The 15,577-nt window shown below is 56.4% G+C and carries 20 protein-coding genes; 14 read left to right on the top strand and 6 right to left on the bottom strand.

Annotation, left to right across the window (positions count from 1 at the left end; translation table 11 throughout):
- Positions 1-124 precede the first annotated feature (124 nt).
- From AC2Q8J_RS16090 to AC2Q8J_RS16050, 9 genes are all read left to right on the top strand, one after another.
- Positions 125-313 carry a PLDc N-terminal domain-containing protein gene (locus AC2Q8J_RS16090; protein WP_027873600.1) on the top strand — a complete coding sequence of 63 codons (189 nt, stop codon included), beginning with the start codon at positions 125-127 and terminating at the stop codon, positions 311-313.
- Positions 314-322: 9 nt separating this feature from the next.
- Positions 323-775 (top strand): MgtC/SapB family protein, encoded by a 453-nt coding sequence (locus AC2Q8J_RS16085; protein WP_239547693.1) that lies wholly within the window; start codon positions 323-325, stop codon positions 773-775.
- The gene (locus AC2Q8J_RS16080) at positions 768-1,853 is read left to right on the top strand and encodes an AI-2E family transporter (protein WP_374973026.1); all 1,086 of its coding nucleotides are present in this window, start codon (positions 768-770) and stop codon (positions 1,851-1,853) included. The genes AC2Q8J_RS16085 and AC2Q8J_RS16080 overlap by 8 nt, the downstream gene beginning before the upstream one ends.
- Positions 1,834-2,850 carry an amidoligase family protein gene (locus AC2Q8J_RS16075; RefSeq protein WP_486451799.1) on the top strand — a complete coding sequence of 339 codons (1,017 nt, stop codon included), beginning with the start codon at positions 1,834-1,836 and terminating at the stop codon, positions 2,848-2,850. Before AC2Q8J_RS16080 ends, AC2Q8J_RS16075 begins: the two co-directional genes overlap by 20 nt.
- 29 nt (positions 2,851-2,879) lie before the next feature.
- Entirely contained in the window at positions 2,880-3,557 is a 678-nt protein-coding gene (locus tag AC2Q8J_RS16070; RefSeq protein WP_486451798.1) for a gamma-glutamyl-gamma-aminobutyrate hydrolase family protein, read from the top strand.
- Positions 3,554-3,982, top strand: coding sequence for a YqaA family protein (locus AC2Q8J_RS16065; RefSeq protein WP_286695881.1), 429 nt, complete (start codon positions 3,554-3,556; stop codon positions 3,980-3,982). The genes AC2Q8J_RS16070 and AC2Q8J_RS16065 overlap by 4 nt, the downstream gene beginning before the upstream one ends.
- Positions 3,983-4,000: 18 nt before the next feature.
- Positions 4,001-4,555 (top strand): YaeQ family protein, encoded by a 555-nt coding sequence (locus AC2Q8J_RS16060; protein WP_486451797.1) that lies wholly within the window; start codon positions 4,001-4,003, stop codon positions 4,553-4,555.
- Between the two features lie 27 nt (positions 4,556-4,582).
- Positions 4,583-4,999 (top strand): VOC family protein, encoded by a 417-nt coding sequence (locus tag AC2Q8J_RS16055; RefSeq protein WP_486451796.1) that lies wholly within the window; start codon positions 4,583-4,585, stop codon positions 4,997-4,999.
- Between the two features lie 165 nt (positions 5,000-5,164).
- Positions 5,165-5,365 carry a hypothetical protein gene (locus AC2Q8J_RS16050; protein ID WP_486451795.1) on the top strand — a complete coding sequence of 67 codons (201 nt, stop codon included), beginning with the start codon at positions 5,165-5,167 and terminating at the stop codon, positions 5,363-5,365.
- A gap of 7 nt (positions 5,366-5,372) precedes the next feature.
- Here AC2Q8J_RS16050 and AC2Q8J_RS16045 read toward each other — a convergent pair whose 3' ends face one another.
- Positions 5,373-6,881, bottom strand: coding sequence for a transglutaminase domain-containing protein (locus AC2Q8J_RS16045; protein ID WP_486451794.1), 1,509 nt, complete (start codon positions 6,879-6,881; stop codon positions 5,373-5,375).
- A 133-nt stretch (positions 6,882-7,014) separates the two neighbouring features.
- On the opposite strand from AC2Q8J_RS16045, the gene AC2Q8J_RS16040 reads away from it, so the two are divergent.
- From AC2Q8J_RS16040 to AC2Q8J_RS16030, 3 genes are read left to right on the top strand one after another with little or no spacing between them, the layout of a single operon-like run.
- A complete protein-coding gene (locus AC2Q8J_RS16040) occupies positions 7,015-7,461 on the top strand; it encodes a DUF1499 domain-containing protein (protein WP_486451793.1) in 447 nt (148 codons plus the stop codon).
- 27 nt (positions 7,462-7,488) lie between these two features.
- Positions 7,489-7,812 carry a hypothetical protein gene (locus tag AC2Q8J_RS16035; protein WP_486451792.1) on the top strand — a complete coding sequence of 108 codons (324 nt, stop codon included), beginning with the start codon at positions 7,489-7,491 and terminating at the stop codon, positions 7,810-7,812.
- Positions 7,812-8,342 (top strand): CYTH domain-containing protein, encoded by a 531-nt coding sequence (locus AC2Q8J_RS16030; RefSeq protein ID WP_486451791.1) that lies wholly within the window; start codon positions 7,812-7,814, stop codon positions 8,340-8,342. Before AC2Q8J_RS16035 ends, AC2Q8J_RS16030 begins: the two co-directional genes overlap by 1 nt.
- Here AC2Q8J_RS16030 and AC2Q8J_RS16025 read toward each other — a convergent pair.
- Together AC2Q8J_RS16025 and AC2Q8J_RS16020 are read right to left on the bottom strand one after the other, a co-directional pair.
- A complete protein-coding gene (locus AC2Q8J_RS16025) occupies positions 8,319-8,507 on the bottom strand; it encodes a hypothetical protein (RefSeq protein ID WP_027873588.1) in 189 nt (62 codons plus the stop codon). The two genes, AC2Q8J_RS16030 and AC2Q8J_RS16025, sit on opposite strands and share 24 nt — an antisense overlap.
- 172 nt (positions 8,508-8,679) lie before the next feature.
- A complete protein-coding gene (locus AC2Q8J_RS16020) occupies positions 8,680-10,293 on the bottom strand; it encodes a class I adenylate-forming enzyme family protein (RefSeq protein ID WP_486451790.1) in 1,614 nt (537 codons plus the stop codon).
- A gap of 195 nt (positions 10,294-10,488) precedes the next feature.
- Between AC2Q8J_RS16020 and dapE the strand changes: the two genes are divergently transcribed.
- Complete coding sequence (gene dapE, locus AC2Q8J_RS16015) at positions 10,489-11,625, top strand: succinyl-diaminopimelate desuccinylase (RefSeq protein WP_486451789.1); 1,137 nt, start codon at positions 10,489-10,491, stop codon at positions 11,623-11,625.
- On the opposite strand, the gene AC2Q8J_RS16010 is transcribed toward dapE, so the two are convergent.
- From AC2Q8J_RS16010 to AC2Q8J_RS16000, 3 genes are all read right to left on the bottom strand, one after another.
- Entirely contained in the window at positions 11,622-12,434 is an 813-nt protein-coding gene (locus AC2Q8J_RS16010; protein WP_486451788.1) for a class I SAM-dependent methyltransferase, read from the bottom strand. The two genes, dapE and AC2Q8J_RS16010, sit on opposite strands and share 4 nt — an antisense overlap.
- 106 nt (positions 12,435-12,540) lie before the next feature.
- Positions 12,541-13,314, bottom strand: a complete 774-nt coding sequence (locus AC2Q8J_RS16005; protein WP_486451787.1) for a 3-hydroxybutyrate dehydrogenase — start codon at positions 13,312-13,314, stop codon at positions 12,541-12,543.
- Between the two features lie 21 nt (positions 13,315-13,335).
- The gene (locus tag AC2Q8J_RS16000) at positions 13,336-13,989 is read right to left on the bottom strand and encodes a TetR/AcrR family transcriptional regulator (RefSeq protein ID WP_036256060.1); all 654 of its coding nucleotides are present in this window, start codon (positions 13,987-13,989) and stop codon (positions 13,336-13,338) included.
- 150 nt (positions 13,990-14,139) lie between these two features.
- On the opposite strand from AC2Q8J_RS16000, the gene AC2Q8J_RS15995 reads away from it, so the two are divergent.
- Positions 14,140-15,576, top strand: coding sequence for a sodium:solute symporter family transporter (locus tag AC2Q8J_RS15995; RefSeq protein WP_486451786.1), 1,437 nt, complete (start codon positions 14,140-14,142; stop codon positions 15,574-15,576).
- The last annotated feature ends 1 nt before the right edge of the window (position 15,577 follow it).

Raw genomic sequence — 15,577 nt, 5'->3', positions numbered from 1 at the left:
AAACAGCAGTTTGAGAACGCCGCCCCTTCGGGCGGCGTTTTTGTATTGGTGAACTCTGCGTCGACAAACTACTCTATTATTCAGTGGCCGGGCATCGCCGGGCCTAAAAATAACGGGGGCCAACATGGAGTTACAGATCACCGGTTTTTTCGGCTTATTAATTTTTATCGCCGACATCTGGGCCATTCTAAACATCGTTCAAAGTCGCAACAGCTCTGCAAATAAGCTGCTGTGGATCGTGCTTATTTTACTGCTACCCCTTCTCGGGCTAATCATCTGGTGGCTATTCGGGCCGCGAGAGCCGGCAAAGTAACACCGCGCCATGCCCATAATCGCTGATATAAATTGGCCGCTGATCGGCCACCACTTAACGCAGCTGGCTATCGCCTACCTACTCGCTATTCCAATCGGCTGGAACCGCGAAGTTGAGTCGCGCGGCGTCGGCTTGAGAACCTTCCCACTGGTGGCCATTGCTTGCTGCGCCTACCTGCTTATTGGCCGAGACATCTTAAGTGGCTCGGAATCTCACGCGCGTTTAATGTATGGTTTGATGAGTGGCATCGGTTTTATCGGTGGCGGCGCCATTCTTAAGCAGGGTGGCTCTGTTAGTGGCACCGCGACGGCCGCGGCAATCTGGGCAACCGGCGCCATTGGCACGGCGGTGGCTTGGCAGCGCTACGAAATCGCGATCGTGGTAAGCCTGATGACCTTTTTAACCCTTCGCGCTCTGCGCCCCCTCAAACACTGGGCAAATACAGACTCAGAAAATGCATAACACACAATCTTCGAAACACAGCGACTGGGCCCTGCGCCTGCTGGCGGTCTTAGCGGTACTTTATACGCTTAGGCTTGCGCGCGACGTCATGTTGCCAATTACGCTGGCGCTTATCTTCGCCCTGCTGTTAGCACCTGCTGTGAGTCGCTTGCAGTGCTGGCGGCTGCCCCGCAGTGCAGCCGCGCTACTGATTTTATCGGCCTGCATCGGCAGTATTGGCGCTGGCTTCTATGCCTTGGCATCGCCAGCCAGCGAGTGGTTGCAGCGCGCCCCCGAAGCGGCAGAGGTGATCCGCGACCACCTGCGCGAGGTCAACAGTGAGCGCAGCAATGTCGATGCCGCCACCGCGAGCATCGACAGTTTGGCCGAGGAATTCTCCGGCCCCGCGAACCCCAAGATAAACAAGGTGGTAATCGCCGACACCGGCTGGCGTGGCGAGATTTGGGAGATCGCGCGCAACTTCGGCGTCTACGGTACGCTCAGCATCATCCTGCTATTTTTCTTGCTCAGCTCAGGCGATGCCCTGATGCAGCGGTTTATTAATAGCCTGCCCAACAAGCAGGATAAGGCCGCAGCCACCCAACTGGCTCGCCACGCCCAGGAGCAAATGTCGCGCTACCTGCTGACCATCACTCTGGTCAACGTTGGCGTCGGGGCTATCACCACCGCTTGTCTGTGGTTATTGGATTTCCCCGACCCTGCGCTGTGGGGCGCCGTTGCCGCGCTGCTGCGCTACATCCCCTATCTCGGGGTGAGCATTACGGTCATGCTGCTGACCATCGTCAGTGCCGTCAGCTTTCAAACACCGGCTCTGGTACTTGTCGCGCCGCTGGGCTATGCCCTGTTCACCGCGCTGGTGGGGCAGTTTGTCGACCCCTTTATTCACGGTATGCGCTTCAGCCTGAACCCGATTATTGTTTTCCTGTGGATCTTTTTTTGGGGCTGGCTGTGGGGTGCCCCTGGTGTCCTGCTGGCCGTCCCCCTGCTCACCCTGTTCCAAGTGGTCTGCAAGCACGTAGATTCACTGAAGCCTATCGCCAACATTATCGGAGACGCGAATGACATCAAAACCCAATGACTACCGCGCCAGTCTGTGGCCATTGCCATCCGCCCGCACTGCCGAAAGCGGCAGCGAGCGCAGGCTGGGTGTGGAAATTGAGTTTACCGGAATGGAAATGGATGCCATTGCCGAGACAATCGTCGACTGCTTTGGCGGCCGTATCGAACGTCAGTCCGACTACGAATACCAAGTGACTGACACGCCCTTTGGCACCTTCGGGGTCGAGCTCGACTCCGCGTATATTAAAAAGCTTGGGCGAGACAGAGAACAGGCCGGTGCCGGCAATGACTTTGAGGAACTCACCGAGTCGATAGTTGGGCTCGTTGCCAAACAGCTGGTGCCCTTTGAGATCGTCGCCCCGCCCATCGCGCTGAGTGAGCTTTGGCAGTTGGAAGATCTGTTTCTTCGCTTGCGCCTCGCCGGCGCCAAGGGCACAGAAGCGTCGGCCAAAAACGCCTTTGGCTTGCACTTAAATCCAGAGATGCCCGATTGCGAGCCCGCGACGGTACTCAACTATTTTCGCGCCTTTATCTGTTTATACGACTGGCTCAAGCAGCGCAGCAGAGTCGATTTAAGCCGGCGCCTGACCAGCTATATCGACCCATTTAAGCGCGATTATATGCGCAAGGTGCTGGCAGCAAACTACCAGCCCAGCGCGGATGAACTCATCGAGGATTACATCCATTTCAACCCAACACGCAACCGCGCACTGGACATGCTGCCACTGTTTGCCCATATGAACGAAACATTGCTGCGCCAGCATATCGACGACCCGCGGGTGAAGGCCCGCCCCACCCTGCATTACCGCTTGCCGAATAGCCTGATCGACGACCCAAACTGGGGCCTGATCCACCCCTGGCGCGACTGGCTGCAAGTCGATGCGCTGGCCTGTGACGAGGCGCGCTTACAAGCAATGTGTCAGGCCTACCGAGCGCACCTTGAAAGCACGACCAGCAGTCTATTCAGCGACTGGACACAGCATGTCGATAGCAGATTGATCCCCGAACTCTTGTAAATTCATAAAGGACGACGGTTATCAGCAAAATGCGTTCGAGTGACTCACACCCTGTTATCGCCGTTACCGGCGAGGACAGACGCTTCCCCGTGTCGTGGTGGTTTATTCGCTGGGCACTTCGCCGAGCGGGTGCCGAGGCCATTCACCTCACCCCTGAGCACGGCGACGTGCCGCGCCATATCGACGGCATTATCATCAGTGGCGGCGACGATATCGACCAGGGCCTGTATCTGCCAGATGCCCCCGAAGTCGCCCCTATGAATCCCCGCCGAGACCGCTTTGAGATCGGCGCGCTTGAGCGACTATTGCCAAGCGGTCTGCCAATCCTGGGGATCTGTCGGGGCGCGCAATTGCTCAACGTTGTACTGGGCGGCAGCTTGCATGTCGACCTAACGCCCTTGCGAAAACGCACCAGCAACCGGCGCATGCTGCTTCCCCACAAAACGCTCCACGTCGATACCGACACGCAACTTTTCAACGTGCTGGGCGAAGAGCAATGCAGAATTAATAGCCTGCACCACCAAGCGGTTGATCGACTGGGCGAAGGCATGCGCGTCAGCGCTCGCGACCTTGATAACATCACCCAAGCCATTGAAGACCCGCAACAGCCGTTTCGGCTGGGGGTACAATGGCACCCCGAATATCTGCCCCAGCACGCGCGCCAGCGCCGTTTATTTGCACAACTTTGCCAGGCGGCCACGCAATGATCAGCGCCTATTTACTCCTGTTCGCCGCCGCCTTTGGGGCAGCAACACTGCTGCCGTTTTACTCGGAAGTGCTGTTGATCGCCCAGCTCGAAGCCGGGCTACTGCCCTTTTGGCTATGGCTTGCAGCCAGTAGCGGCAATACCCTCGGCGCGGGCGTCAACTGGTGGATGGGAGGCAAGCTCAGCCACTATGCCGACCGCCGCTGGTTTCCCGCACGTAAAAAAGACCTGGAACGCGCGCAGGGCTGGTTTGCTCGCTACGGCAAATGGACCTTGCTGATGTCCTGGCTGCCAATCGGCGGTGACGCACTTACCGTGGTCGGCGGCATTATGCGCGTGCCCGCACTGAGCTTTTTTACCTTGGTCGCCATTGGCAAAAGCCTGCGCTACGCATTGCTCATACTCGGGTACAATGCCGCGGTATAAACAACAGAGGTGACCGCAATGGCGTTAACAGCCAGTATTTTCAAAGCCGATATCGAGATTAGTGACCTGCGGCGCCACCATTACCAGCCCTATCAACTCACCCTGGCACGCCACCCCTCTGAAACAGACGAGCGCATGATGCTGCGACTCCTTAGCTTTGCGCTATTTGCCGACCCCACGCTGCAATTTACTCGCGGCCTCAGCAATGATGATGAGCCAGACCTGTGGCGCCACAGCCTGAGCGGAGAAACCGAGTTGTGGATTGAGCTGGGACAGCCCAGTGAAAAACGCTTGCGCAGAGCGCGCTCCAAAGCCCGGCACGTTGTCGTGGTTTGCTACGGCGGCCGCAGCACAGCCCAATGGTGGCAGGAAAACCAAGGCAAACTGAGCCAGCAAAGCTGGCTGAGTGTCGTCGAAATTCCGGAAGACGAATCGCGAGCCTTGAGCGCGCTCACGCAGCGTTCAATGCAACTACAATTCACGCTGGATGAAGACAGTGTGTGGGTGTCGAGCAGCAGTGACAGTATTGCCCTCCACCCGCAATGGCTGCATAGTGAACAGCGTGCTCAGTAACGAGCCCCTGAAAACGAAGGTGTCACCATGATTCAAATCCTGGGTTTGGACCATGTGGTGCTGCGTACAACGCGCCTCGCCGCGATGATCGACTTTTACCAGCGCCTTGGTTGTCACATCGAGCGCGAGGAAGCACAGCTGGGCCTCTATCAACTGCGCGCCGGTGCCAGTCTTATCGATATCGTCCCTGTGGAGGCCCCGCTAGGCCAGGAGGGCGGCCCAGCACCGGGGCAAGATGGCCACAATATGGACCATTTCTGCCTGACCTTGGAAAACTTCGACGGCGACGCTGTGCTGGCCTACCTGGACGGCCAGGGCATTGTCCATGAGGGCATTCAACGGCGCTATGGCGCGCAGGGGTACGGTCCATCCATCTATATTCAAGACCCCGAGGGCAACCGCGTGGAATTGAAGGGCCCGCCTGAAACCGCAGCACAAACGTGACACCCACATTTCCTCCAGATCAAAAATTCATGACAAATTCATCTAATATCGCGTTTTGAAATAAATTCGTCATACCCCTGTAACAATGCATGGGCATACTGCCCACCATTAAAAGACCACCGCAGCACAGTGTCGCTGCTTGCAAACTCGTCAAGGGGATCGAATATGTCACTCAATAGTTTTCGCGCAGTTTTGGCCGCCGCAGCACTTTTCGTAGCGGGCGCTGCCAGCGCCGACGAGCCTCAGCTTCTTCTTGAAGAAGTTACCGTTATTGGTGCGGTTCACAGCAGCGATGCCGTCACCGTTGCAGACATTGATATGGCCGGCGACGACAGCCTTGCCGACGTGCCAGTCGCCTACGAATAAGCCCTCTCTACTCGGTATCGGCCACGCGGCTTTTTAGCTGCACGGCCGATACAATGCGTAGCCCATCCAGCAGCGCGTTCATCGCCAAAAAGTCAGCCTGATCACCATGACTGACGGCCAGGGCAATGTGTCCGGCACTAAATGGCCCCAGCGCACTGTCAAAGTTTTCCCAGCGTTCACCCGTCCAGGCTTCTACCCACATGTGGGGCACAAACACAAAACGCCTGCCTAAAAAGCGTTCGTTGTTGTAAGCCACTCCCATAACAACCCGGCTGGGAATGCCGGCGGCCCGCGCCAGGGCCGCCAACATCAGCGCATGTTCTGTGCAATCGCCCCGAGCATTCTCCATTGCCTGCTGCGCTGTCGCGTAGCCGCTGTATGTGGCCACCTCGTTCATATGGGCACTGACAAAACGGGTTAGGCGCTGCATTTTTACCGCTGGCGCTATGGGCGCCTGACCTATCAACTCATCCACCACGGCGGCGAATGCCGAGGCCTTCGCGGGTAACCAATAGCTCGCGCCAAGGTAATCATCCATGGGCGCCGCCTCAGGCGAGGCTAGCTCACAGTGCTTACATACAGTGACCAACCAATCATTACCCTCTTTTTGCACGGATTGCTGGCCGGTGCCCGGCGGCTGCCAATGCGAGGGCGCACCGCGAAGCTGGTAGCGAACTTTGCCATTCAACGCCTGGTCGCTTATGCGATAGGGAGAGCGTAATAACCGTTGGTATACATGACTCATCGCCTCTAATGGCTCAGCGCGGCAGGCTTCATCACAGGGCAACAACCACATCGACTTGCCGGCAGATTCGCTGTACTGCGCCAACACCGTAAAATCGCCGTCGGCGTAGTAAATCGCACTGTGCTGCCACGCTCCCTGGCGCTGAACATCTTTACTAATTTTCCAGCGCAGCACCGTCAACCAAGGCGTCAATGCTGTAGACAGGGCCTGCGTCAACGGCGCATTCAGCGGTGTAAACCGGTAGCGCACCGCTTCCACCGCCTGTTGCGCAAAACTCCATTCCTGGGTAAGCAACTCACCGCTCTTGGCATGCTGCGCGAACAAGCGCTGCCGCTGATGAGGAAACTGCGCCACAGCCTGACCAGTAACAGGCGTGAAGGCCTGCCCCTGAGATAACCATAGACGCTGGCCACGGTATTCAATGGCCAACCTGTGACTCGCCGCCCGCGACTGCTGCACCTTAGTTGCCTGAAGCGGCCTGCCATCGCGCGCCTCTACGTAGCGAAGTCGCGTTTCTGTTTGCTCAGCGGCCTCCCCCGGCTGCTGAATTTGAACACGGAGCGTTTGCTCGGTCGAGCAGCGCGTGTCGTCGCAAAAACTCACTAACTTCCTCAGCCCCACGGGCACGCCATCGACGCTTAATTTCTGCCAGCGGGTAGTGGCCTGCGACGCCGCAGGAATAAATGAGTCTTCGCCGGCTGCATGCGGCGGCACCGCAGCACAAGACGCCACCAGCGCGAGCAATACCAAAACCAATAATCGACTACGCACACGCCCTTCCATCGTATTTTGAAGCCCTTACCCTGCGCCAGCCTACCAGAGTTCGCGTAAAACTCGATGACACAACAACCGAATTTTCACTACAGCGTATACAATGCTATTCATCAGCCCGGGAGTTCTCATCATGCGCCGCTTATTTCTTATTACATCGACTGTCGCCCTTCTTTTCGGCTGCGCAGCACCGCAGCAATCGCCTGAGCAGGTCGATACCCCCAGTGCACTCTCAAGCTGCCCGTCAGCGCCGCGCTGCGTATCGAGTCAGAGTGAAGAGCTGGATGCTTTCACTTCACCATTTAAAGTCACCTCTGCCGAGCAGTGGCAAACCCTGCAATCACTGCTGCGCTCACTGCCGAGAACCCAGGTCATCGCACAATCCCCGCACTACCTCCACGTGGAGGTCCGCAGTAAAATAATGCGCTACCGTGACGATGTTGAGCTGCTGTATACACCGGAAAAAAATCGCGTCGATGTGCGCAGCGCCTCTAAAATTGGCTACTATGACTTCGGCGTAAATCGCGAGCGCATCGAAGCACTGCGTTTGCGCTTCCTGGACGCTACAGCGACGCCCTGACCGCACTCTACGTTTACATAAGGCGCTATGCGAAAAACCGACAAAAAACGCGAAAAACAACTGGTCCACCGCCTTAACGACGTTTGCGAAACCGCGCTGGCCAAACCCCTGCCGGGCTTTTGCTGGCTGACACACACCGTTGACTATCAGCGTTTTCCCAACAGCTTACAGGTCTATTGCGTCGTCGAGGAATCGATGGAGCAGGGTGGCGTATGGATCGGGGAGGAATGGTTGAGAGACGCCATTATTCGCGCGCTGGCTGAAGAGGGCTGGCAAATCCGCAAAACACAAATTCACTGCCTGAGCGAGCCCGCGCTCAACAGACGCCAACTCAGCGAGAAATCACGATAATGACTAGCCCTGCCCCCATCGAGATAGAACGTAAATACCTGGTCAGCAATAACGACTGGCGTTTACAGACCGAGGCGCTGGGCGTCAAAGGCTGCCATATGGTGCAGGGCTATCTTAGCCGAGACCCGCACCGCAATGTTCGGGTACGCATTGCCGGTGATGCCGCCTGGCTAACCATTAAGGGCATCAGCCAAGGCGCGAGCCGCGTCGAGTTTGAATACGCCATTCCCCTCGACGACGCCCGCGCAATGCTCGTCCTGTGTGAGGGGCCGCTGGTTGAAAAAACCCGCTATACCCTGCCTATTGCCAATGACACTCGGTACTGGGAGATTGACGAATTTGCCGGTGACAACCACGGCCTTATCATCGCCGAAATTGAGCTCGATCACGACAAGCAGCCAGTCCCCTCCGCCAGCTGGCTGGGTAAAGAGGTAACCGGCCAGGTCCATTACTACAACAGTAGCTTGTCGCAACAGCCGTTTAGCAAATGGCCGCAGGCACTGCGCTCACAGCATTTCGGTGAAGGCTGAACTGCTGACTCTTACACTGCGATGCGGTTTGAAGTTGGGGCCATCCAGTTGTTCTATATGCCCACCTTTTTTTAGGAAATCCTCTACTTGGCGAGAAAGCTCAGCGCGAATTTGGCGCTGATGGTGTTCGGATTGTGAGGCCTGAGCTTTGTAGTAACGGTTCATCGCAATTCCTCTTATGGACATTGGGCAACGCTCAAGCGCCGCCGACAGCCAGAAGACTACGCCGCCCCCGTGACAAAATCGGGATGATTTTATGACAACTGTGCAACACCACTGCGTTTATTGGGGAACAAAAAAAGGCCGCCTAAGCGACCTTTTTCAAACACCTTAAAATTTAGAAAGCAGGCATTTCGTCAGCCATTTCACGGAGTTTGTTCTTGGCGACCTTCTCCAGGGTTGCACGCGGAAACTCGTCGACAAAGTACACAGCGCGCGGCACTTTAAAGTCTGCCATATTGGCTTTGCAGTGATCGATGATGGCCTGGGCGAACGCGTCGTCGTCCTCTGGCGCGCCCCAACCCTTAATAACGAAGGCAACCGGCACCATGTCCAGCATATCGTGAGACTTAGCAACCACCGCCACTTCGCCGACGCCGCCGCCGGGAACCTGCATGACAACCTCTTCCACTTGGCGGGCTGAGACGTTTTCGCCACCGACTTTCAGGGCATCTTTATCCCGGTCGGTAAAGTAGAAGTGGCCTTCATCGCCGACGTGAACCATATCACCGGTTTTGAACCAGCCGTTTTCAGTGAACGACTTGTCCATGGCTTCCTGGTTTTTGTAATACTCCAGGAAGATGTTTACGCCGCGTACCCCGTGTACCCACAGCTCACCGATTTCGCCTTTTTTACAGGGCTCGCCGGTTTCGGGGTTAACCACCGCCAAGTGATAGCCCGGCGTCGGTTTACCGATACTGCCCTGCGGCCACTCTTGCACGAAGTCTGAGCGCGTTGCGTGGGTAACGGTTTCTGTCATGCCCCAGCTAGCAAAAGGCTTGGCCTTCAGCCAACCTTCAATTTCCTTCCAGATAATGCCCATCGGCATCACTTTCAGGCTGTGCTCTTCGGGCACGGCCTGGGCACCAATTGCCTTAAAGACGAAGGGAATCATTGAGCAGTGAGTCACTTGGTGTTTGTCGATAATTTCCCAGAACCGGCTGGCAGAAAACTTGGGTAACAACACTGCGGTGCCGCCTACACCCAATGAGCCCCAGAATGCCCAGCTCTGACAGTTCACGTGAAAGAACGGCAGGAAGCCCAGGTAGACGCTGTCGCGGTCCATATTCATGCTCTGTGAGCCCATGGTGCCAGACCACAGGGCATTGGCATGAGTGTGCACTACTGCCTTCGGAAGTGATGTCGTACCAGAGGTAAACATAATCCCCGCTGGCAGCATGGGCTCGGCTGGGCGCTCGGGCACGGTGCTGGCATCGCCATATAGGGTTTCGAATAGCTGTTCGTCGTGCTGCTGGTCCGCCTCTGCGGCTTCGCCGGAGTTGTCTTCAGTAACAACCAGCCACTGGATATTTTTGGCGTTATTCTTAATTTCCTGCACGAACTTGGGCTGGGTGATTACCCCCACTGCCTCGGTGTGCGCGGCAAAGTACTCAATTTCGCCGCCCACACAGCGGGTGTTGGTGGTGACACCCACCGCACCCAATTTGGCACAGGCATACCATGCCAATACCATCTCTGGGCAGTTCTCGGCGTGAATCATAACCTTGTCGTGCTTGCGCACGCCCTTGGCGTAGAGACCCGCAGCGATTTTGCCGGTTTCTTCGTCAAAGGCCTTGTAGCTCCAGCTGCGCTCTTCGCCCGAACGCGGCTCCCAAATCATAAAGGGGTGATCAGGCCGCACTTCGGCCCAGTGCCGCAGGCGCTGCGGAATATCCTGGTCGGCAAAATCAAACTGCGCGGCGGCGGCCGCCACGTTCAGGTCAACACTCATAGCCACTCCTTTATCATCGTTAGGCATTCGATTGGCGTATAACTGAGCCCGATGTTACCGAGCTGCCAAGACCTTCTCTATGACAAAAACACTCACTCCACTGACATTTTGAGCAGCCGCAGCCAGCGAACTGCCGCCGCCGATTTTCCCAGCGTTCTCTGTTAAAATGCCGCTTTTGATTTTAGAGCCCGAATTATGAGCCTCAGCCCTACCCTGGACCTTGCCATCGACCTTATCCAGCGCCCCTCGGTTACCCCTGAGGACGAGGGCTGCCAAGCGCTAATGATGGCGCGTCTTGCCGCCATTGGCTTTCATTGCGAGCCGCTGCGATTTGGCGAGGTTGACAACTTTTGGGCGGTGCGCGGCGACGAGGGCCCGCTGCTGTGCTTTGCCGGCCATACCGATGTAGTGCCAACCGGCCCCGAGAGCGACTGGCAAACGCCCCCGTTTGAGCCAGAGATCAGCGACGGTATGCTGCGCGGCCGTGGCGCCGCCGATATGAAAGGCAGCTTGGCGGCTATGGTAACTGCCTGCGAACGCTTTGTGAGTGAACACGCCGACCACCGCGGTCGCATTGCCTTTTTGATTACCAGCGACGAAGAGGGCCCGGCAAAAAACGGCACTGTAAAAGTGGTTGAGTGGTTGGAGTCTCAGGGCGAAAAAATTGACTGGTGTGTTGTCGGCGAGCCCTCCTCGACCGACGCGGTGGGCGACGTGATCAAAAACGGCCGTCGCGGCTCCCTTGGCGCCGTGCTGAAAGTCAGGGGTATTCAGGGCCATGTGGCCTACCCCCATCTGGCGAAAAACCCCATCCACCTTGCGGCGCCGGCACTTGCCGAACTGGCTGCTGAGCAGTGGGATGAGGGCAACGACTTCTTCCCCGCCACGTCTTTTCAAATTTCAAATATCAACGGCGGCACCGGCGCGACCAATGTGATTCCCGGTGAGCTTGAGGTGGTTTTCAACTTTCGTTTTTCTACCGAGTTAACGGCAGACATACTCCAGCAGCGCACTGAGGCCATCCTGGATAAACACGGCTTAGACTACGCTCTGGAGTGGAACCTGAGCGGTCAGCCTTTCTTAACGTCGGAAGGCCCACTCGTGGAAGCGGCACAAAACGCAATACGCCGAGTCACCGGGCGCGACACGGTATTGTCGACCGCCGGTGGCACCTCAGACGGGCGTTTTATTGCCCCGACCGGTGCACAAGTTGTGGAACTCGGCCCCGTTAACGCGACGATTCACAAAGTGGATGAATGCGTGAATGCTGAAGACCTTAACCAGCTCAGCGCCATGTACCAGGCAATGATGGACGACCTGCTGGCGCGTTAATTATTGCCAAAGGCCTTTATTGGGTACACATCAAAGCGCACGGCCTTGCCGGTCACAGCAAATTGCGGCCTGCCCCTGGCCCCCAAGGCGCTGAGTGCCGGGCCATCGATAATCGGCGCTTTTGGCGGGCGCTTTACCACCACGCGGTGGCGGGCAACCGCCAGCGCCGCGGCGAGTAAGGCGTCGTCATCGTCGTCTTTGCCAACCAAATGATGGAACAGACGCATTTCTTTTTTCACCAGCGCAGACTTGCCCGAGTCGGGAAACATCGGATCCACATACACCACATCCGGGGCCTGATCAGCACTACCCAGACAACCGCTCAATCGCTCGATAGCACTGCCTTCGTGCAGCGTCATACGCTGTACAAAGCCCGCCACGTCAGGGTCTTGTGCCGCCCGCTTGAGCCCGTCGGTGAGCAGCGCCGCTACCACAGGGTGACGCTCGCACAGCTCCACCGACGCGCCGTACGTTGCCAGTAGGAAGCTGTCGCGCCCCAGCCCTGCCGTCGCGTCGATCACCCGCAAGCCTTCGCGGCGACCGCCAATCGCTTTTAATAACAGCTCTTTGCCGCGGTGACGCGTTCGCCACTGCTGAGAAAAATCGACATACACCGGGTGTTCACGGGCACTGGGCGCCAGGCCCAAACTCAAACAGCCCTGGTAGTCATAGAGATATTGCTGATCGGCATCTGCCGAGAATTGTGTGATGCATTCTAATGACAAGGCACGCGCCAAGGCATCGAGTTGGGGGTTGCCCTGGCTAACCACCTGCGGGGGACGCACGACGGTAGACGATCCCGTCGCCATTTTTTTGCTCGTCATTGTTATGGAGTCTGCCGCTCTGGTCCGCGATTATCTGAGCAGCGATTGTACCGTGGCTCTCGGCCCTGCGCCTAGCGCGTCACCTCTGGCATTAACGAATAGTCCAGCCACCGTCGATGACCATTTCCTGGCCGGTCATATTTCGCGCCGCATCACTGAGCAAGAAATTCATCGCGCCGCACAGCTCATCCATGTCGATGAAGCTCTTTTTGGGCATTGGCTCGAGCATAATTTTATTGATCACCTCATCCTCGGAAATACCGTGCGCCAAGGCCTGGCTGCTGATTTGCTTTTGCACCAGCGCCGTCTTTACGTAGGACGGGCACAGGGTGTTAATGGTGATATCACAATCTGCGGTTTCCAGAGCGACAGTTTTGGAAAAGCCCAACAAACCGTGCTTGGCCGCCACGTACGCGCTCTTATGGGGCGACGCCACCAGCGAGTGGATGGAGCCCACATTGACGATACGGCCAAAGTTTCGCGCTCGCATACTCGGTAATACGGCGCGACTCAGCAGGGCTGGGCCGACCAATAAAATCTCTGTTAACAATTTCCAGCGGTCGACGGGAAAGTCCTCCAGGGAGGCCACGTGTTGAATGCCCGCATTATTAATGAGTACATCGACGCCGCCCCATTCGTTCTCCAAACGCGATACCGCACCGCTGATGTGCTCTTGGTTGGTAACATCCAGCGGCAGGGCCAATACCTCAGCCGCCGCTCCGTTCAGTGACTGGGCAGCGGTAGTTACCGCTTGTTCATCAGCGTCAGTGAGGCAAACTCGAAAACCCTGTTTCGATAAATCAGCCGCAAGGGCCAGCCCAATGCCGCTGGCCGCGCCGGTAACTAACACTGTTTTGTGTCGCATGTTTGCCTCATCGTATTTGAGTTATTGGGGAGTTCGCTCTTCACCACATACCGCGCGAAAGCCCGCGGCCATAAAGGGAATCATTCGGTCGTAGGCGGCATCAAAATCCGACGACAAGCACTTGCCACCCGACAAGCGGTCTATACGACCGGTCTGCGCTAAGGTTAGCGCCAGGGCACCCGATACATAGTGATAACACCAGTGCAGGTCTTCATCCCGCGCCGTCGGGAAAATCTGCCGCAGCGCGGCAATGAAATCGCCCACGTGTTTGTCAAAGGTGTTTTCCATCATTTCCCGGCTCCACACCGGCGATGTCATTACATAGGCGAGCAGCGCCATGTAGTTTTTCCAGCCTGGATCACCGCTCTCCTGAGCCAGCTTTAGCGGCAACAAAAATGCCTCGATTACCTGTTCTAAGCGTTGCGGCTCTCCATCGGTAAACTGCTCCTGCAGTACCTGGCGGCGGGTGCTTCCGAGGTGTTCTGCACGGCGATTAAACACCGCGTAGAAAACATCTAACTTCTTGCCGAAGTGGTAATTGGCCAATGCAACATCCACCTTTGCACCCGTGGAAATTTGCCGCATGGTGACGCCGTCATAGCCGTGACGGGCAAAGAGCTCCTCTGCCACGTCCAGTATTCGCTCGCTCTTCACCGCATTTGTTTTTCTTGTCATTGTGCCACCCAGTTTTTCTAACACTGCAAATTGCCCGCTGCAGTGTTCGCGTTTGCTTGTGATGTAGACAGTGTTTTGCCACCGCTTGTATATTCAACGCTTGTTGAATATAGTGGCTCACCAATAAATAAAATACAAGGCGGATGGTACATGATATCGACAGAGGTCTTTAAATATGTGCTGACTGGTGGCTATGTTGCGCTGGTCTACTGGCTCTCCTGGATAGGCATGCGCCGCACGCGGGACATTAGCGGCTTCGCCATCGGCAACAAAGACATGAGCCCCTATATCATCGGCATTACGCTGGCAGCCTCGATCGCCTCCACGGCGACCTTTGTTATCAATCCCGGCTTTGTTTATGTGCACGGCGTTTCTGCCTATATGCACTACGCCGTCGCGGGGTCGGCCGGCATTCTTAGCGCATTCTTGGTCTTGTCACGCGGCTTCTTGCGCCTTGGCGAAGAGAAGCAGGCACTGACGCTTCCAGACTGGATATACCACCGCTACCAACACCGCGGCTTCAGCCTGTTTTTCGCCTTTATTAATTTATTATCGGTGAGCTTCGTGGTGCTTATTCTGGTCGGTTGCAGTCTGTTAATGACGGGCATCTTCCCTATCGAGCAAAAGCCAGCGTTGGTCATTGTGTTGCTGTTTGTATTCTCTTATGTGCTGATGGGCGGCACCTATGCCCACGCCTACACCAACACCTTGCAAGGCATAATGATGATCGTGGTCACCCTGCTGCTATTCGCCCAGGGCGCGGACTATTTCAACGGCGATTTTTTATCCTCACTGCGCGATATTGGCGAAGGCTACGCCGCAGTAATGAACACCGACAGCAATCTTTACTACGATTTTTTCTCAGTTTTCGGCGCGGGTTTTATCATCACCTTTGCACTGATGTTGCAGCCACATATTCTCACTAAAGTGCTGTATTTACGCAGCGAAGCGGACATCGGCAAATTCATTGGCACCACAGTTGTGGTTGGCACGCTGTTCACGCTTATTCTCATGGTTGGCCTTTACGCGCGACTCGACGGCTTGGAAATCAGCGCACAAGACACTGTCGTTCGCGAATACCTGTTGCATCAATTTAGTGGCAGTGTGGTCGGCGAGCTGACATTGACGTTTATTTTTATCACCCTGCTCGCTGCGGGGATGAGCACCCTCGACGGCATTCTTGTCTCGCTCTCTGCAATGGTGGTGAATGATATTGTCTCCCCGCTGAGCAAAAACCGCAGCAAGGGCCTGGCCTGGTCCCGCTGGACCCTGATTATGGTGGGAATCATTGGCTTAACCCTCGCCTGGAACCCACCTCCCTTAATCGGTTTATTCGCCCAGAAAGGTGTTTATGGTTTAGCGGCAGCGTCACTCGTGCCGATGCTATTTGGCGTGTTGTTTCGCGGCAGTTTACCGCTACCGTTGATTGCCAGCGCGTCGATCAGCGCGCTGCTTATCCACTTTTACCTCAATCTATTTGGCGGCATTGCCAACCCCGCCGTGTCGGCGAGCTATGCCATTTTAACGTCCATCGCCTACGTGCTACTCGGCCTGGCTTACTTACGTATTCGCAACGCGAAAAACTAAC

This window comes from Spongiibacter sp. C9W, from assembly GCF_057370015.1.
This window is presented reverse-complemented; position numbering and strand designations above follow the sequence as displayed.